This window comes from Streptomyces bugieae (assembly GCF_036352915.1).
Lineage (GTDB): Bacteria > Actinomycetota > Actinomycetes > Streptomycetales > Streptomycetaceae > Streptomyces > Streptomyces endophytica.
In genome coordinates, this window is the sequence record NZ_JAZBJP010000068.1 from 1 (window position 1) to 17182 (window position 17182).

Annotated in this window: 16 protein-coding genes and 1 tRNA gene; 6 read left to right on the forward strand and 11 right to left on the reverse strand. The window is 71.0% G+C overall.

The window, feature by feature from the left end:
• The first annotated feature begins 728 nt into the window (after positions 1-728).
• Positions 729-1322 carry a lytic polysaccharide monooxygenase auxiliary activity family 9 protein gene (locus V2J85_RS39885; protein WP_330824312.1) on the forward strand — a complete coding sequence of 198 codons (594 nt, stop codon included), beginning with the start codon at positions 729-731 and terminating at the stop codon, positions 1320-1322.
• A gap of 343 nt (positions 1323-1665) precedes the next feature.
• On the forward strand, positions 1666-3537 hold the full coding sequence (locus V2J85_RS39890) for an AMP-binding protein (RefSeq protein ID WP_330824313.1): 1872 nt from the start codon (positions 1666-1668) through the stop codon (positions 3535-3537).
• Between the two features lie 296 nt (positions 3538-3833).
• Here the strand turns inward: V2J85_RS39890 and V2J85_RS39895 are convergent.
• The 9 genes from V2J85_RS39895 to ehuB all read right to left on the reverse strand — a co-directional run bounded on the left by V2J85_RS39895 (position 3834) and on the right by ehuB (position 10606).
• Positions 3834-3907 (reverse strand) — tRNA-Lys (locus tag V2J85_RS39895).
• Between the two features lie 226 nt (positions 3908-4133).
• Entirely contained in the window at positions 4134-4892 is a 759-nt protein-coding gene (locus tag V2J85_RS39900; protein WP_261951263.1) for an IclR family transcriptional regulator, read from the reverse strand.
• A 528-nt stretch (positions 4893-5420) separates the two neighbouring features.
• A complete protein-coding gene (locus V2J85_RS39905; protein ID WP_261951264.1) occupies positions 5421-5885 on the reverse strand; it encodes a hypothetical protein in 465 nt (154 codons plus the stop codon).
• A gap of 75 nt (positions 5886-5960) precedes the next feature.
• Entirely contained in the window at positions 5961-6377 is a 417-nt protein-coding gene (locus V2J85_RS39910) for a hypothetical protein (RefSeq protein ID WP_261951265.1), read from the reverse strand.
• Positions 6378-6478: 101 nt separating this feature from the next.
• Positions 6479-6994 carry a winged helix-turn-helix domain-containing protein gene (locus tag V2J85_RS39915; RefSeq protein ID WP_330824314.1) on the reverse strand — a complete coding sequence of 172 codons (516 nt, stop codon included), beginning with the start codon at positions 6992-6994 and terminating at the stop codon, positions 6479-6481.
• Positions 6995-7460: 466 nt separating this feature from the next.
• A complete protein-coding gene (gene ehuA, locus V2J85_RS39920; protein ID WP_410011135.1) occupies positions 7461-8303 on the reverse strand; it encodes an ectoine/hydroxyectoine ABC transporter ATP-binding protein EhuA in 843 nt (280 codons plus the stop codon).
• Positions 8293-8910, reverse strand: coding sequence for an ectoine/hydroxyectoine ABC transporter permease subunit EhuD (ehuD, locus tag V2J85_RS39925; protein ID WP_261957112.1), 618 nt, complete (start codon positions 8908-8910; stop codon positions 8293-8295). The genes ehuA and ehuD overlap by 11 nt, the downstream gene beginning before the upstream one ends.
• 32 nt (positions 8911-8942) lie before the next feature.
• Positions 8943-9674 (reverse strand): ectoine/hydroxyectoine ABC transporter permease subunit EhuC, encoded by a 732-nt coding sequence (ehuC, locus tag V2J85_RS39930; RefSeq protein ID WP_261951267.1) that lies wholly within the window; start codon positions 9672-9674, stop codon positions 8943-8945.
• A complete protein-coding gene (gene ehuB, locus V2J85_RS39935; protein ID WP_419836883.1) occupies positions 9671-10606 on the reverse strand; it encodes an ectoine/hydroxyectoine ABC transporter substrate-binding protein EhuB in 936 nt (311 codons plus the stop codon). The genes ehuC and ehuB overlap by 4 nt, the downstream gene beginning before the upstream one ends.
• A gap of 143 nt (positions 10607-10749) precedes the next feature.
• Between ehuB and V2J85_RS39940 the strand changes: the two genes are divergently transcribed.
• A complete protein-coding gene (locus tag V2J85_RS39940) occupies positions 10750-11250 on the forward strand; it encodes a DUF3830 family protein (protein WP_261951269.1) in 501 nt (166 codons plus the stop codon).
• Positions 11251-11273: 23 nt separating this feature from the next.
• Here the strand turns inward: V2J85_RS39940 and V2J85_RS39945 are convergent, their stop codons facing one another.
• Together V2J85_RS39945 and V2J85_RS39950 are read right to left on the reverse strand one after the other, a co-directional pair.
• Complete coding sequence (locus V2J85_RS39945) at positions 11274-12689, reverse strand: amidase (RefSeq protein WP_330824316.1); 1416 nt, start codon at positions 12687-12689, stop codon at positions 11274-11276.
• An 84-nt stretch (positions 12690-12773) separates the two neighbouring features.
• Positions 12774-13739, reverse strand: coding sequence for a D-2-hydroxyacid dehydrogenase (locus tag V2J85_RS39950; RefSeq protein ID WP_330824317.1), 966 nt, complete (start codon positions 13737-13739; stop codon positions 12774-12776).
• 208 nt (positions 13740-13947) lie between these two features.
• Between V2J85_RS39950 and V2J85_RS39955 the strand changes: the two genes are divergently transcribed.
• The 3 genes from V2J85_RS39955 (at position 13948) to V2J85_RS39965 (ending at position 17023) form a co-directional block, all read left to right on the forward strand.
• Complete coding sequence (locus tag V2J85_RS39955; protein ID WP_330824318.1) at positions 13948-14895, forward strand: maleate cis-trans isomerase family protein; 948 nt, start codon at positions 13948-13950, stop codon at positions 14893-14895.
• Positions 14896-15041: 146 nt separating this feature from the next.
• On the forward strand, positions 15042-15773 hold the full coding sequence (locus V2J85_RS39960) for a maleate cis-trans isomerase family protein (RefSeq protein ID WP_261951273.1): 732 nt from the start codon (positions 15042-15044) through the stop codon (positions 15771-15773).
• A gap of 119 nt (positions 15774-15892) precedes the next feature.
• Positions 15893-17023 (forward strand): LLM class flavin-dependent oxidoreductase, encoded by a 1131-nt coding sequence (locus V2J85_RS39965; protein ID WP_330824319.1) that lies wholly within the window; start codon positions 15893-15895, stop codon positions 17021-17023.
• Positions 17024-17182 lie beyond the last annotated feature (159 nt).

Consider the following 17182-nt stretch of genomic DNA (forward strand, 5'->3'; position numbering starts at 1 on the left):
CGCCCCTCCCCACCCCTCGATCTGGACATTGGCCTGGTCACCGTCGATCAGGTGACCGCGTCGAGCCAGCCGCCACACCGACTGGACAGCCGCGTCGAGCCAGCCATCACACCGACCGGACACCCGCGTCGCCGCCGCCCCGCGCCAATCCGCCACCTGAGCTGATCCGCTGCCTGAGCTGTTCCGCCACCCGCCCCGATCCGCCACCCGCCCGATCCGCTGCCTGAGCCGATCCGCCACGCATGCCGTCTCCAACGCCCGCGTCGAACCGCCGTCCGCATCGATCTGTATCGGCCCGGTCAGCCGCCCCGCCCTGGCCCCCGGCCCTGGTCACCCGTCTCGGCCCCGGGACCGCCGCGCTTCCGGCTACTTGCCCCGAGCTGGTAACCCACATCGACGACTTGTGACCGGCCTACCTTCCGATGACCCGCCCTGGCTCGGTGACTCGTCCCGGCTCGGTGACTCGCCCTGGCTCGGTGACCCGCCCCGACCCGGTGACCCAGCCCCGAGCCGGCCACCCGTATCGACCCAGTGGCCGACCTCCCCCCCGATCACCGATCCGTCCCGATCCGAACCGATCCGGTGACCGCCGAGATCCAGTCATGCATTGGTCTGGACATGCCCAACCCCCGTTATTAGTCTGCCGTTTGGTCTAGACCGCACGGCGCTTCACTCGGCTCACTTCACTCAGCTCACGGAACTCCCCCCACGTTCTTCAGGAGCGAAGCATGCGTAAAAAGATCAGTGCTGCCGTCATCGGGCTCGGCGTCATCGGTGTCTCGTTGCTCTCGACGGGCAGCGCCTCCAGTCACGGCTACAGCGACGCGCCGCCGAGCCGGCAGGTGCTCTGCGCCAACGGCACCGTCAAGGACTGCGGCGCGATTCAGTACGAGCCGCAGAGTGTCGAGGGGCCCAAGGGCTTCCCCGCCGCAGGTCCCGCGGACGGCAAGATCTGCTCCGGCGGCCACGACAACTTCGCCCAGCTCGACGACCCCCGTGGCGGCAAGTGGCCCGGCACCAAGCTCACTCCGGGGCAGGGCTACACCTTCACCTGGCGGCTCACCGCACGGCACGCCACCACGGACTTCGAGTACTTCATCACCAAGGACGGCTACGACCCCTCCAAGCCCCTCACCCGCGCGGACCTCGAGCCCGAGCCGTTCATGACGGTCCCCATGGGCGGCGCCCGGCCTGGGGAGACCGTCCAGCATCAGGGCACGGTCCCCACGCAGAAGTCGGGCCGCCACATCATCCTGGGGGTCTGGAACATCGCCGACACCGGCAATGCCTTCTACGCCTGCTCGGACGTCGACCTGTCGTGAACTGCCTCTCCTTCTGAGTGGTGGCTGCCATTGCTGATCCGCTCCTCTCGCTGTGGGTGTTCCTGCCCCTGATGCCTCCCCGACTTCCGTCGGGGAGGCGTTAATTACGTTACGGAGGCGGGGGATTGGCGACGTCGCACCACGGGTTGGTTGTGTGGGGGGTGGGGCTCGTACCACGGGTTGGTTGTGCGGGGGTGGGGTGTCGTGCCACGGGTTGGTTGTGTGGGAGGTGGGGTGTCGTGCCACGGGTTGAGGGCGGGTGGGGGCAGGCCGGTGGTTGTGGGTCGTCGCGCCGGGCGGTAGGGGTAGGAAGCTGACGTAGTGTCAGTTACAGTGCGGCCGCATGACGGTGGCCAAAGGCAAGGTCAGTGGCAGTGGCAGCGGAAGTGGAAAGGTCAAGGGCAAGGTCAAGGGAGCGGGCAACAGTGGGGGCGATGGGGAGGGCGGGCGCGGCGCGGGGACCGTCGCCGAGCTGGTGCAGGGGCAGTGGGGGGATCGCCGGGTCGGGGCGCGGTGCGGGGAACGGGTGCTGACGCACCACGAGCTGGCGGCGGGTGCCGCGGCGCGGGCCGCGCTGCTGGGCGAGCTGTTGCCGCGCGGGGCGGAACCGCACATCGGTGTGCTGCTCGACAACGTCCTCGAGTACCCGCTGTGGCTGAGCGCGGCGGCCCTCGCCGGAGCCGCCGTGGCCGGGATCAACCCCACGCGACGCGGCCCCGAGCTGCTGCGCGACATCCGGCACACCGAGTGCGCGTTGCTGATCACCGAGCGCGCCTACGTGCCGTTGCTGGCCGGAATGGATCTCGGCATTCCGTTCGCCGAGCGGGTTCTGATCGTCGACGACCCAGCGTATGAGGAGCTGCTGCGCCCGTACGAAGGCGTCTCGCCCATGGACGGCACCCTGCCGGTCGCGGGGCGGCGGGGCGTGGAGCCGGGAACGCGGATGCTGCTCTACTTCACCTCCGGTTCCACCGGCGCGCCCAAGGCCGCCGTCTGCACCCAGGGCCGGCTGGCCGCCGCCGGCCGTTCGCTCGTCGACTTCCTCGGGGTGCGGCGGGACGACGTGCACTACCTCTGCATGCCGATGTTCCACGGCAACGCCGTGATCGCCGGCTGGGCCCCCGCGCTGGCCGGCGGCGCGGGCATCGCGCTGCGCCGCCGCTTCTCGGCCTCCGCCTTCCTCCCCGACGTGCGCCGCTACCGCGCCACGTACTTCACCTACGTCGGGCGCGCCGTGCAGTATCTGCTCGCCACCCCGCCCGCCCCCGACGACCGTGATCACCCGCTGCGTACCGGGTTCGGCACCGAGGCGGGCGCCGTCGACGTCGCCCGGTTCGCGGAGCGATTCGGCGTGCGCCTGATAGAGGGGTACGGCTCGTCCGAGGGCGGCGCGGCGATCCAGCGCACCCCGGACACCCCGCCCGGCGCCATCGGCCGCCCCGCCCCCGGCGACGATCTCGCCGTCGTCGACCCGGAGACCGGTGCCGAACTGCCGCGCGCCCGGCTCGACGCGGCCGGCCGGCTGCTCAACGGGGAGGAGGCGATCGGCGAGCTGGTCAACCGGGGCCGCAGCTCCTTCGAGGGCTACTGGCGCAACCCCGAGGCGACCGCGGACCGCATGCGCGGCGGGTCCACCGGAGGGCGGGTCGGGGCGGGCTGGTACTGGACCGGTGACCTCTTTTTCCGGGACACCGAGGGGTTCTTCCACTTCGCCGGGCGGACCGACGACCGGCTGCGTGTCGACAGCGAGAACCTGGCCGCCGCGGTGATCGAGAACATCCTCGCCCGGTACGCCCCGATTACGGGGGCCGCGGTGTACGCCGTGCCCGACCCGGTGGCCGGGGACCAGGTGATGGCGGCCCTCTCGCTACGCGACGGGGCCGGATTCGACCCGGAGGACTTCGCGGCCTTCCTCGCCGCGCAGCCCGACCTCGGGACGAAGATGGCGCCCCGGTTCGTACGGACGGTGGCGGCGCTGCCGGTCACCGCCACCAACAAGGTGCACCGGGTCGCGCTGCGCCGCGCCGGCTTCCGCTGCCCGGACCCGGTGTGGTGGAGGCCGATGGGGCGGCGGGGGAGAGGGCAGGGCGCGGTCGGGTCGGGGGACCTGGGCCACCTGGGCCACCTGGGATACCGGAGGTTTACGGCGGAGGACCGGGACGCGCTGCTGGATGTCTACCGCGAGCACGACCGGCTGGCGTTGCTGGAGCGGTGAGCGGGCGTGCCGAGAGTGACCGCGTGTGCGGGGTTCCATCGGACACCACCCGTACGCGTGACGCGGCTCATATCGCCACGGGCCGCGCGCCTGCCTGCTGCTCTCCGTGCCCCCCTTGTCCGCCATCCGCCATCCGCCATCCGCCATCCGCCATCCGCCATCCGCGGCCCGGAGACATAGGCATAGGCACAGGGCGCAGGCATAGGTACAGGCATAGGCACGGACATAGCCACCGGTACAGCCACAGGCATAACGAAGTGGGCGCCCCCGGAAACCGAGGGCGCCCACTTCCTACGTGCGCCGCCAGGGACTCGAACCCCGGACCCGCTGATTAAGAGTCAGCTGCTCTAACCAACTGAGCTAGCGGCGCGCGCTGACGAAAGAAATACTACCTGGTCGAGAGGGGTGCTCCTGACCACCTGCCGAGAGCGCCGGCCCGCGGGGGCGCCCCGGCCGACCTTCCGGCAGGAATGCGGCCTTGCGCAATGCCCCGCCCCTTCCCTCCACCCTGATCAGGGTTCCCCCCCGATCAGGGTTCCCCCCCTGATCAGGGTTCCCCCCTGATCAGGATTCCCCCAATCAGGATTCCCCCCCAATCAGATCGCCAACGACAGCAGGACCGGCGCGGCCTTGCGGTTGAGGGTGTCGGCGGCCTGGCGGAGGCGGTGGGCGTGTTCCAGGGGCATCGACAGGGCGAGGCAGCCCACCGTCGAACCGGCCGTGATCGGTACGGCGGCGCAGACCGTGCCGACGGCGTACTCCTGGAGGTCCAGGACGGGGACCGTGGGCGGCTGGCTGTCGAGCTTGTGGAAGAGCACCTTCTCGTTGGTGATCGTCCGGGACGTGAGCCGGGCGGTCTTGTGGCGTGAGAGGTGGTCCTTGCGGCCGTCGTGGTCGAGCTGCGCGAGCAGGCATTTGCCGACCGCGCTGGCGTGTGCCGTACGGCGGAACTCGGCCCACTCGTTGACCTTCGGCGCCAGCGGCCCGTCGGCGTAGTGCAGGATCTTGACCTCGCCGTCGATGTACCGGCTGATGTAGACCGCCGCACCGACCGAGTCCCGCAGCTGATCGAGGGTGCGCTGCAGCTTGTCGCGCAGCGCCTGCTCGCGGTTGCCGCCGGAGCCCAGCAGCAGGAGCGATTCGCCGACGACGTACGCGCCGTCGGCGACCTGCTCGACATAGCCCTCGCGCCGCAGCATCGACAGGAGGTGGGCCAGCTGGCCCGGGGACAGGCCGGTTTCCCGGGCGATCTGCACATCGGTCACGCCATCGGCGTGCCTGGAGATCGTTTCGAGCACGCGAAGGGCGTACTGCACCGAATGGAACGGCGCGGTCGGCTCGGGCTTCAGCGCCACGGTGTCCCCCTAGCAGGTTGGTACCGCTTGCGTCGTCACCGCCGTGGGCAGGCCGGACGACGTCATGGACGACCGATCCCGGACAACGGGGCTGCTATCACGATAGCGGCCAACGGCCCTCGATGGAGGGGGTCTTGACCGAAAAGAGGTGGGCTTCAGTTTTCTGTACTGCGGCTAGAGACTCTGGCATATGCCAAGGTCACGAGGGCGAGGCCCCGGGGCAGGATTGCCCCGGTGGCACCCGGCCGCCGCCGGGGCCGGCGGGGGAGGGCCCCGGGAGGCAGGGGATAGCGATCGGATTCGGCCAACTCATGGCCGGTAGCAGGCTCGTAGCAGGCCGAAGGTGGGACGGGGCGGGCCGGCGGGGCCGTCAGCGGTGCGGCGGAGGGTGCCGCCGCGGCGCCGGGCGGGGCCGCCGGCCCGTCGCGCCGACGGGGCCGGCGAGGCGCTCAGGACGTCCTGAAAGATCTCCCTCAGGACGCCCCGAGCATCTCCCTCAGGACGCCCGAGCATCTCCGAGCATCTCTCTCAGGACGTCCTGAGCATCTTCTCGTCGCTGGTCCACTTGATCTTGTTGCCCTTCCATGTGCTCACGTACCACAGGAAGACGTGCTTCTCGGCCATCTGGCGGTCGAAGTTGCAGACCTGCCAGCCGCCCTTGTAGTTGCCGTAACACCGGTAGCCGGGCTGGCCCTTGGAGTTGACCGTGCCGCGGACCTCGACCCGCAGGCCGTCCTTGAGGGTGTCCTTGATCCAGACCCGGTCGCCCTTGGCCCGGAAGCACGCCATGCCCGCCTGTTTCCGGCCGTTGGAGACGGTGTTGCAGTAGGGGTCGAACCTGGTCGACCGGCCCGTCGGCTTCGCCTTCTGGCTGTAGACCTTCTTCTGGGCGTGGACGTCGCTGCCGGTGGCCGAGGCGGCGCCCGGAAGGGCGCCCACCAGGGCGGTGGCGGCGAGTGCGGCCCCCGCGGCGCCCGCAATGATCCTGCGCATACGTATCTGCCTTCGCTGGTCGTGAGGTGGTGGTCGGCGGCCGTGGTCAGCGGCCGGGTCGTGCGTCGGGGCGGCTCAGCCGTAGAGCGGCGTGCTCCACACGGTCTTGTGCAGGCCCCTGCCCCACGAGGCGGTGACCTTCGTGCGCCACTTCTGCACGGGCATGTCGTCCTTGACCTCGCGGGTCGACTTGTAACAGGACCTGCCGTGGCTCGCGCAATGGGCCGTCGCCATTTTCTTCTTGCCCTTGTAGAGGGTGACGGTGAACTTGGTGTAGGCGGGCTTGTAGTTGCACTTGATCGCGCCGCTGCCGAACTTGTCGGTCTTCCGGTCGACCCGGTCGGTGTACGCGGAGACCTTGCAGCTCTTCTTCTGCACCGCGGCCCCGTGGTCAGCGGCGAGGGCGGTCCCCGACGCCATTCCCGTCGTACCGAGAATGCTCACGGCGGCGGCACTCACGAGGAGTGCGCGGGTCGCCTGGTGAACGCGCATCTGTATCCCCCTTCGGTTCTTCGTCGGCCGGGCGGCGTCCCCGCCGGTGAATCGCCTTCAGTCTTGAACAGGCCGGCGGGGCGGCCAATGTCGGTTCGATGTCAGTTCGCTGACGGCTTTCGGGCCGGGGGCGCGAGCCGCAGTCCGTAGCCGCGGACCGAGGCGATGCCCACGTCGACGCCGGCCTGTTCCAGCTTCCGGCGCAGGCGGCGTACCGCGCTGTGGATCACTGTGGTGTCCACCCCGCAGGACGCTCCCCAGACGTCCCTGACGAGTTGCGGGAACGACACCACGCCGGTGTCCTCGCGGGCGAGGCGGGCCAGCAGCCCGGTCTCCTGGGCGGTCAGTTCCAGCGGAACGCCGCGCCACAGCGCCCGTTGCTCGTCCGGCCGGATCTCCAGATGGCTGACCCGGAGCGGGGCCGGCCGCCGGACCGGGTCCGCCGGCGGATCGCCGTCCATCAGGCGTCGGGCCTGGTCCAGGTCGCGGACGAGGAGGACCGGCAGATTGCTGTGCAGCAGTTCGTTGAGGTGCTCGACGTCGTCGACGGTGTCGGCGACGACCACCGCGTAGGCGTCCGGATGACGGACCGGCGGCTCCTGGGTGTGCGTGCTCACATCAGCTCCTCGGGAATGCACCAGGAGGGAAATCGGGCCGGGCGGGGCGGGTGGTGCCGGATGTTCTTCGCTGGGCGCCGACTGATGTGGCGGAAAATGAGACGTCCACGTCTCCACTGTCCTTCCCATGAAAAAGGGACCCCGTCGCAATTCCTGCGGACAGACACCTGGGACGGACCGACTCCGTTCGTCCACCCTGGTCATGAGGTGGCGTCAGGTACGTCGCGCAGGCAGTGCTGGAACGGTAGACGCTAGACGTGTTTTCGGCCATAGGGCGGGGAGTTGAGGAACTGTTGAGCTGATCGCGCCGGTCCGGGTCGGGTGATATTGCGGGATTCGGCGGGCAAGGGTGCCGGTGTGCGGAAATGGGAAAGGTGGTGCGCCCCGGAGAAGCGGGGCACACCACCTGAACACGACTCCGGTCACCGGGTTTTCACAGAACCTCCCGGTGCGCTGCGCGGCGCGGTCACAGCACGGCGCTCAGGAATTCCCGGGTGCGTTCGTGTTCCGGCTCGCTGAAGATCTGCTCCGGCGGGCCGAATTCGATGACCCGTCCCGAGTCGAACATCATCACGCAGTCGGAGATGTCCCGGGCGAAGTTCATCTCGTGGGTGACGCACAGCATGGTGATGTCCGTGGTGTGCGCGATGTCGCGCAGCACGTCCAGGACGCCGGCGACCAGTTCCGGGTCGAGGGCCGAGGTGACCTCGTCCAGCAGCAGCACCTGCGGGCGCATCGCCAGGGCGCGAGCGATCGCCACCCGCTGCTGCTGGCCGCCGGAGAGCTGGGTGGGGTACTTGTCGAGGTGCTCGGTCAGGCCGACGAGGTCGAGCAGTTCGCGGGCGCGCTCCTCGGCGGCGTCCTTGTCGAGGCCGAGGACGTGCACCGGTGCCTCGGTGATGTTCCGCAGCACCTTCATGTTGGGGAAGAGGTTGAACTGCTGGAAGACCATCCCGATGTTCTTGCGGACCTCGCGGATGTGCTTCTCCCCGGCGGGGACGAGCTTGCCGGCCTTCTCCTCGTGGGTCAGGAAGTGCGGGCCGACCTTGATGGTGCCCTCGTCCGGCTTCAGCAGCGTCATCAGCAGCCGCAGGATCGTGGTCTTGCCGGATCCGGACGGGCCGATGAGGGTGACGTGCTTGCCGGAGTAGACGGTCATGTCCAGCGAGTCGAGCACGGTGTGGGTGCCGAACCGCTTGGTGACGCTGTCGAAGCGGATCAGTTCGGCGTCTCCCTGCGTCTTCGTGCGGGAAGAGCCCCCGTCCGCGGGGCTGGCCTGGTCGTTCGGCGGTGTGCGGTCAGCGGACAAGACGACGCTCCAGGGCTCGCAGGAGGAGGGAGGTGGGGTAGGAGATGACCACGAAGAGGATGCCGACGACGGTGATCGGCTCCAGGTAGTCGAAGGTGGTCGCGCTGATGCTGTTCGCCTGGAAGAGCATGTCGGCGACGGTGATGCCGGCCAGCATCGGCGTGTCCTTGAACATCGCGATGACGTAGTTGCCGAGCGCGGGGACGACGCGGCGGAACGCCTGCGGCAGGATCACCGCGATCCAGGTGCGCCGGCGCGGCAGGTTCAGTGCGGTGGCCGCCTCCCACTGGCCGGGCGGGACGCCGTCGATGCCGGCGCGGTAGACCTCGGAGGTGTACGTCGAGTAGTGCAGGCCCAGGCCGATCACGCCGGTGGTGAGCGGCGCGAACGTCAGGCCCCAGCTCGGCAGGACGAAGAACAGGAAGAACAGCTGCACCAGCAGCGGGGTGTTGCGGATGAACTCGACGACGATGCTGACCGGCCAGGTCACCCAGCGGCTCGGGGAGCGCAGCAGCAGCGCCCACACCAGGCCGAGGGCGAACGAGACGAGGGAGCCGTAGATCGTCGCCTGGACGGTGATCCACAGGCCCTTGAGGAGGTCGGGCATGATGTCGCCGACGTAGCTCCATGACCAGTTGTTCACGGCTTTCCTCCGGTGGCCAGCGCCTCGGGGCCCTGCTGTTCGACGGGCAGTTTGCGGGAGAACCAGCCCTCGCCGCGGGGCACCGCCCGGCCGACCGAGGCCTTGGCGCGGCGTTCCAGCAGCCGCATGATCCGGGTCACCACGAACGCGACCGCGAAGTACAGGACGAGGATGATGCCGTAGACCTGGGCGCTCTGGCCGGTCGACAGCCGGGCCAGCTTGGCCTGGAAGGTGAGCTCACCGATCGACAGCAGCGAGGCCAGCGCGGTGCCCTTGAGGAGCTCGATCAGCAGGTTGTTGAACGGCGGCATCATCTCGGGCACGGCCTGCGGAAGTATCACCTTCCGCAGCCGCTGCCAGGGCGAGAAGCTCAGCGCGATGGCCGCCTCGCGCTGGGCGGGTGCCACGGCCTGGACGGCGCCGCGGACGATCTCGGAGCCGTACGCGCCGTACGACAGGCCGAGCGCCAGGGTGCCCGCCCAGATGCCGACGAGCTGCCAGCCGAGCAGGGGCAGTGCGAAGAACAGCCAGAACATCAGGACCAGCGCCGAGGTGCCGCGGAAGAATTCCACGTAGACGCCGGACAGGAAGCGCACGATCCAGAAGCGCGAGGTGCGGGCGAGGCCGATGCCGAAGGCGACGGTGGCGGCGAGGGCGGCGCTGTAGACCATCAGCTGGACGGTGATCCACAGCCCTTTCAGGAAGAGTTCCCACAGCGCAGAGGTCACTTCTTGCAGAGCTCCTTCGCCGTGAGGTCGGTCATGAACTCCTCGGTGAATCCGTACGGTTCGGCGATCCGCAGGAGTTCGCCGCTCTTCTTCATCTTGTGGAGTTCGCGGTTGAAGGCGTCGCGGAGCTTCGTCTCGCCGATGCGGAATCCGTAGCCGCCGCCGTCGCGCTGGAGTTTGCCGTCGACCTTCGGGGTGAAGGGCGGGGTCATCTCGACCTTGGGGTGCTGGCCGGTCTTGAGCGCCTCGATCATGGTCAGGGCGGTGCCGGCGAAGCAGTCGATGCGGCCGGCCTCCAGCGCCTCCATTCCGGCGATCTGGTCGCCGTAGGTCTGGATGTCGCCTTTGTGGACGCCGTTGCCGACCGCGTAGTCGATCTCCGCGTAGCCGATTCCGGTGCCCATGCGCAGGCCGCGCTTGGCGACGTCCGGATAGTCCTTGATCTTGTGCGGATTGCCCTTGGCGACGAGGAAGGAGTCCTTCGACTCGTAATCCGGGTCGGAGAACAGCACGGCCTGGCAGCGGGCCTTGTTGATGAACATGCCCGCGACGATCACGTCGTACTGGAAGGAGTGCAGCCCGGGCACCAGGGCGCCGAATTCGACCGGCACCGGCTCGAAATGCCGGACGCCGAGCCGCTGGAAGATGGTCTTGGCGACGGCGGGGGCCTCGCCGGTCAGCTCGCCCTTGCTGTTGATGGAGGCGTAGGGCGGCTCACTGGCGATGCCCATCCGGACGGTGCCCTTGCTGCGCAGGTCGTCGAGGAGGTGTCCGCCGTCGGTCGCGCCGCTGATGTCGACCCGGGAGCAGCCCGCGGTCGCTCCGAGGGCACCGGCGCCGAGCGCTGCCACCCCCGCGAGCAGCGATCGGCGGCCGATGCCGCGTGGCAATGTGCCGGTCATTTTTGAGGTGTTCCATGGTGGTGGAGCCATGGGCGCGCGGCTACCCGAACACCGGGCGGATATGCCGATCGTTTCCGGTCCTTGATGCAAGCCCGTCCGGGGCGTGTTCCGTTCATGTTCCCTGCTGGTCCGTAGTGTTCCGTACGCCGGTATTGCCCCCCTACGATCTGAGCATGACCGATCGCTTCATCGAAGTCTCGTTGGACAAGCGCGGCGTCAGCTGCACGGCCAAGTTGCTCGACGACCGCGCTCCGATCACCTGCGACGCCGTGTGGGACGCCCTCCCGCTCGGCGGCGACGTCTACCACGCCAAGTACGCCCGCAATGAGATCTACGCCCTCGTCGAGCCGTTCGCGCCGGAGGAGCCGCCGCTGGAGAACCCGACGATCACCCCGATCCCCGGCGACCTGTGCTACTTCACCTTCAGCGACACCCAGTTGGGCACCGCCTCCTACGGCTACGAGCGCGGGGCCAAGCACCGCGGCCGCGCCACCGTCGTCGACCTGGCGCTGTTCTACGAGCGGAACAACCTGCTGATCAACGGTGATGCGGGCTGGGTGCCGGGCATCGTGTGGGGCAGCGTCGTCGACGGCCTGGACCGGATGGCGGACGCCTGCCAGGACCTCTGGCGGGCCGGCGCCCTGGGGGAGACCCTCTCCTTCCGGCGCGCCTGAGGGACCGTCGCCGGCCGGCGCTCCTACGGGGCCGGGGGTGCGGGGATCGCCGCGGCCCCCGCCTCGTAGAGGGCGTGCGCGGCGCGCAGCACGAGCGCGTCGGCGTGCCGCGCGCCGACCAGCTGCACGCCGATGGGCAGCCCGGCGCCGTCCACCCCGCACGGCACGGTCGCCGCGGGCTGCTGGGTCATGTTGAACGGGTAGGTGAACGGCGTCCAGCCGGTCCAGCGGGTGTGGCCGGATCCGGCGGGCACCTCGGCGCCCGCCTCGAAGGCGGTGATCGGTTCGGTCGGGGTCACCAGCAGGTCGTAGGTGTCGTGGAAGCGGCCCATCGCCTGCCCCAGCGCCATCCGCGTGTCGACCGCCGCCAGATAGTCCAGCGCGCTGTATCCGGCGCCCTGCGCGACGATCTCCGCGAGCCCCGGGTCGAGCAGCGCCCGGTCCGCCTCGTCGAGGTGCTCGACGACCCGGGCCGCCCCGCTGAACCACAGGACGTGGAAGGCCGCCACCGGGTCCGCGATGCCCGGGTCGGCCTCCTCGACGTGCGCGCCGAGCCCGGCGAGCACCTCCACGGCCGACCGGACCGCGGCCGCCACCTCGGGGGCCACCGGCACGTCCCAGCCGAGTGACGGGCTGTAGGCCACCCGCAGTCCGGCGACCGGGCCGGTGAGCGCCGCCCGGAACGAGCCCGTGGCGGGCCCGAGCTGGGACCAGTCCCGCCAGTCCGCGCCGCCGATCACGTCCAGCATCAGTGCCGCGTCGGCCGCGTCCCGGGTCATCGGCCCGACGTGCGCCAGCGTCCCGAAGGGGCTCGCCGGATACAGCGGCACCCGCCCGTAGGTCGCCTTCAGCGCGAAGATCCCGCAGAACGACGCGGGGATGCGCACCGATCCGCCGCCGTCGGTGCCCAGGCTCAGCGGCCCGGCGCCCAGCGCCACCGCCGCCGCGCTGCCGCCGCTGGACCCGCCCGAGGTGCGCCGCGGATCGTACGGATTGCCGGTCACCCCGTGCCGCGGTGAGTCGGTGACGCCCTTCCAGCCGAACTCCGGGGTGGTGGTCTTGCCGAGGAACACCGCACCGGACTCGCGCAGCCGGGCCACCGACGGCGCGTCCTCCTCCCACGGCCCCTCGGCCCGCACGGTCCGCGAGCCGCGCAGCGTCGGGGTGCCCCGGGTGAGGATCAGGTCCTTGACGGTGACCGGCACCCCGTCCAGCGGCCCGGCCGGCGTCCCCCGGCGCCAGCGCTCCGCCGACTCCCCGGCCGCGGCCAGCGCCGGCTCCGCGTCGATCCGGGTGAAGCAGTTCGTGGCGGCCTGGGCGGCCTCGGCGCGTTCCAGGGCGGCCCGGGCGGCCTCGACGGGGGAGAAGGCACCGGCGGCGTAGCCGGCCGTCAGACGGGTGGCGGTGAGGTCGGCGAGGTGGGTCGGTTCGGTGGTCATCCGTCCTCCGAGCGTCGGCCGCCCCGGGCGGGACGGCGGGCGGGGGCGGGGCCGGCCGCGCCGGGCGGCGGGCGGCCCGCGCCGTCACTGCACCGGCACGTACCCGAGCCGTTTGTCGACCACGTTGGCGAGCGGCTCGCCGGCCGCCCAGCGGTCGAAGTTGTCCTGGAACTGCTCGGCCAGCGCGTCCCGCCAGCCCAGGGTGTCGCCGCTCATGTGGGGCGAGACGATCAGGTGCGGCACGTCCCACAGCGGGCTGTCCGCGGCCAGCGGCTCCTGCTCGAAGACGTCCAGCGCGGCCGCCGCGATCCGCCACTCGCGCAGCGCCGCGATCAGGTCCGGCTCGACGACCAGCGGCCCGCGCCCGACGTTGACGAACCGGGCCCGCGGCGGCATCAGGCCGAACGCCTCCTTGCCGAACAGGCCCCGGGTGGCGTCGGTCAGCGGCGCCGCGCAGACCACCCAATCCGCGTGCGGCAGCAGCCCGTTGAGCGCGTCACTCGCGTGCACCAGCCCGAAGTGCGGATCGTCCGGGCGCTCCCGGCGGCCGACCAGATCGACCTTGACACCCAGTGCCAGGAGGGTGGTCCCGATGGCCCGGCCGATCGGCCCGGAGCCGACCACCACGGCGCGGGTGCCGGCCAGCCGCAGCGTCTCGCGGTGCCGCCAGCGCCGCTGCCGCTGGAGCTCCCAACTTCCGTAGAAATCTTTGGCCATGGCGATCACCAGGCCGGCGACGTACTCGGCGATCGGCTGCTCGAAGACGCCCCGGGCGTTGGTCACCACCGTGTCGTCGGCGATCAGTGCCGGGCACAGCAGCTGGTCCACGCCGGCGCTCGCGGTGTGCACCCAGCGCGGTTTCGAGCCCCGCTCCGGCCACGCCTCGCGGATCGCCTCGGAGGTGAAGTCCCAGGCCAACAGCACATCGGCGGTGGGGAGTCGGCCGGCCAGGCCGGCCTCGTCGGTGAAGATCACCCGAGCCCGGCCGGTCAGCCGGTCGAGCGTGGGCGGCGGGTCGGATCCGAGGACGAGGACGGTGCTTTCGGACATGGCCAGAAACCGTTTCGGAAGGTGTGCCCACTTCATTGGAACAGGGCGCCGACAGATGCCTGAGATGCGAGGATTGACCACGCTAAGAAGTCGTATCTACCGTGTCAACAACGGCTCTGTCCCGACGTCCCGGCTTGCTCCGGCTGCACTTCCGCCACGGCCACCGGCCTGGTCATTCCAGCCCTTCGTTTCTTCTAGGGGCCCTTCAATGGACGTCTCTTTTCTGGGTGGCCCCCAGCCTCAGCTCGGTGTGGGCGTTGTCGCCCCTTTTGACTTCGCGCTCGACCGCGAGCTGTGGCGCTGGGTGCCCGACGACGTGTCCCTCCACCTCACCCGAACCCCCTTCGTGCCCGTCGAGGTGAGCCTCGACCTGGCCCGGCTGGTCAGCGAGCACGAAACGCTGGACGCCGCGGTCCAGGCGCTGTGCGCGGTGTCCCCGCAGGTCATCTGCTACGCCTGTACCTCCGGCAGCTTCGTCGGCGGGCTGGCGGGCGAGCGGGCGATGTGCGCCGCCATGGCACAGGCGGGGGACGTGCCCTCGCTCACCACCTCCGGCGCACTGCTGGAGGCGTTGCGGGAGATCGACGCACGGCGGATCGCCGTGGTCACCCCGTACACGAAATCGGTCACCGACTCCCTGGAGGACTATCTCGGCGAGGGGGGCATCACGGTCACCGGCCGGGCCTACCTCGGCCTGACCCGGCACATCTGGAAGGTGCCGTACCGCGACGTGGTCGACATGGCCCGGGCGGCCGTCGTCGGGTCCGCCGACGCCCTCTTCATCAGCTGCACGAACCTGCCGACGTACGACGTCATCCCGCAGCTGGAGGCGGAGTTGCGGATGCCGGTGCTGTCCGCCAATCAGGTGACGATGTGGGCGGCGCTGCGCGCCATCGGGGCCCGGGCGGTGGGACCGTACCAGGCACTGCTCGATCCGGTGGCGCGGCGTGGACCGGCCGCGATGACCGGTTGGGAGCCGCCGGGCGGCGGGCCGCTGACGCCGGGCGGCGGGCCGCTGTCGCCGGGTGGCGGTGGGTCGCGGGCGACCCCGGAGGCCGCGTTCGCCGGACCGCCCGCACTCCCCGACGGCGAACCGGACGGCGTCGAGCCGCCCCTTGCGCCGCCCGAGGATCCGGGCCCGCTGCCCTCGGTTTGAGGTCGGTCCGAACCCGGCCCGGAACCGTACCGAGGATGCTGCCGGCGCCGCCCGTGGCGCCGGCCGCGCTCCTGCCCCGGCTCACCGCCCGCCCCGACCCCGCGCACCACCCGGTACCCGCAGCCGCACACCCAAGGGAGACCCGCATGGCATCGGTCGGCTTCCTCTACCCCGGCCACTCCGCGGAGGACGACTACCCCCGGCTCGAAACGCTCCTGGGCGGCGCGGTCCGCCTGCCGCTCGTGCACACCGACATCGGCGAGGACGCCCACCGGGCCGACGCGCTGCTGGAGATGGGCTCCGCGACCCGGCTGGCGGCCGGCGTCGACGAGCTGAAGGAACGCGGCGCCCAGGCCGTCGTCTGGGCCTGCACCAGCGCCAGCTTCATCTACGGCTGGGAGGGCGCCCACGAGCAGGTCCGCGAACTGTCCGCCACCGCCGGCCTGCCCGCCTCCAGTACGTCCTTCGCCTTCGCGCACGCCCTCCAGGCGCTCGGCGCCCGCCGGGTGGCGATCGCCGCGACCTACCCGGACGACGTCGCCGAGTACTTCCGGGCGTTCTTGAAGTCCGCCGGGGCGGAGGTGGTCTCGACCCGCGGCAGTGGCATCATCACCGCCGCCGAGGTCGGCACCTGGGGCCGCGAGGAGGTCCTCGCGCTCGCCCGGGCCGGTGACCACCCCGACGCCGAGGCTGTCCTGCTCCCCGATACCGCCCTGCACACCGCCGCCCATCTGCCCGCCCTCGAAGCGGAGCTGCGCAAACCGGTGCTCACCGCCAATCAGGTGACGGCCTGGGAGGGCCTGCGCCTGCTGGACCGGCTGCTGTGCCGCCCGGCCCTGGGCACGCTGTTCGCGCGGACCGCGGGGGACACCGCCTAACCAGGGTCTTCCCCTACGGGGATTCTCCGGGGCGGCCGCCGCCCGCCCCGGGAATAAGTGGAGCACCTCTCCGGTTGTCGCCGGGGCAGACCCGGCGACACGAGGAGAGGACCCGCACCGTGAGCGGCGAAGACGACAAGCGGACCGGCGGCCCGACGCAGCACGACGACGGCGACGGCATACGCGGCGCGGCCCGCGGCAGCGCGCCCGTGCCGCTGTCCGTGCTCGACCTGGTGACGGTCGGCGCCGGGCACACCGCCGCCGGCGCCGTCCGCACCGCCGTCGACCTCGCCCGTACGGCCGAACGCCGCGGCTTCCACCGCTACTGGGTCGCCGAGCACCACTCCATGCCCGGTGTGGCCTCCTCCTCACCCGCGGTGCTGCTCGCCCACGTCGCCGCCCACACCGAACGCATCCGGCTCGGCTCCGGCGGCGTGATGCTGCCCAACCACGCCCCGCTGGTCATCGCCGAGCAGTTCGGCACCCTGGAGGCGATGGCCCCCGGCCGGATCGACCTGGGCCTGGGCCGCGCGCCGGGCACGGACGGCGCCACCGCCGCGGCCCTGCGGCGCACCGAGCGGCTGAACGAGGGCGCGGAGGACTTCCCGCAGCAGCTGGCCGAGTTGACCCGCTTCCTGGACGACACCTTCCCCGACGGCCATCCGTACGCGCGGATCCACGCGGTGCCGGGACCGGTGCAGGCCACCTCGCCCGGCGGCGTGCAGTCCCCGCACCGCCCGCCCCTCTGGCTGCTCGGTTCCTCCGGCTTCAGCGCCCGGCTCGCCGGCTCGCTCGGCCTGCCGTTCGCCTTCGCGCACCACTTCTCCGCGGCCAACACCCTTCCCGCGCTCGACCTCTACCGCGCCTCCTTCCGTCCCTCCGAGGTCCTCGCCGAGCCGTACGCGCTGATCGGCGTCTCCGCGCTGGCCGCCGAGGACGAGCGGGAGGCCCGCCGCCAGGTCATGACCGGCGCGCTCGCGATGGTCCGGCTGCGCACCGGCCGCCCCGGCCTCGTCCCCAGCCCCGAGGAGGCCGAGGCGTACGCCTTCAACGAGCTGGAGCGCGGCTTCGTCGACAGCTGGCTGTCCAACGTCGTCCACGGCACCCCCGACGAGGTCCGCCAGGGCCTCGACGACCTCGCCAAGCGGACGGGTGCGGACGAGCTGATGATCACGTCCAACGCGCATGGCGGCGCGGCGCGGGTCCGCTCTTACGAGCTGATCGCCAATGCGTATGGCTTCGCCGGGTAGCCGTACGTTTTCGGCTTTCCCGCCGTGGGGGTTGCTGTTTTTTCGCCTTCGGCGGGGTGGGGTTTAGGGCCGGGGGCGCCCGCTTGGTGGGTGGTGCCGGGTTCGGCCCTCCGGCGCCTGTTGTGTGGACTGCTGACGCTTTACGTCCACACAACAGGC

Bases quoted from the DNA above. Each gene is read 5' to 3' on its own strand.
- V2J85_RS39885 (WP_330824312.1), top strand. From the start codon at position 729: ATGCGTAAAAAGATCAGTGCTGCCGTCATCGGGCTCGGCGTCATCGGT.
- V2J85_RS39890 (WP_330824313.1), top strand. From the start codon at position 1,666: ATGACGGTGGCCAAAGGCAAGGTCAGTGGCAGTGGCAGCGGAAGTGGA.
- V2J85_RS39905 (WP_261951264.1), bottom strand. From the start codon at position 5,885: ATGCGCAGGATCATTGCGGGCGCCGCGGGGGCCGCACTCGCCGCCACC.
- V2J85_RS39910 (WP_261951265.1), bottom strand. From the start codon at position 6,377: ATGCGCGTTCACCAGGCGACCCGCGCACTCCTCGTGAGTGCCGCCGCC.
- ehuD (WP_261957112.1), bottom strand. From the start codon at position 8,910: ATGCCCGACCTCCTCAAGGGCCTGTGGATCACCGTCCAGGCGACGATC.
- ehuB (WP_419836883.1), bottom strand. From the start codon at position 10,606: ATGGCTCCACCACCATGGAACACCTCAAAAATGACCGGCACATTGCCA.
- V2J85_RS39940 (WP_261951269.1), top strand. From the start codon at position 10,750: ATGACCGATCGCTTCATCGAAGTCTCGTTGGACAAGCGCGGCGTCAGC.
- V2J85_RS39945 (WP_330824316.1), bottom strand. From the start codon at position 12,689: ATGACCACCGAACCGACCCACCTCGCCGACCTCACCGCCACCCGTCTG.
- V2J85_RS39950 (WP_330824317.1), bottom strand. From the start codon at position 13,739: ATGTCCGAAAGCACCGTCCTCGTCCTCGGATCCGACCCGCCGCCCACG.
- V2J85_RS39955 (WP_330824318.1), top strand. From the start codon at position 13,948: ATGGACGTCTCTTTTCTGGGTGGCCCCCAGCCTCAGCTCGGTGTGGGC.
- V2J85_RS39960 (WP_261951273.1), top strand. From the start codon at position 15,042: ATGGCATCGGTCGGCTTCCTCTACCCCGGCCACTCCGCGGAGGACGAC.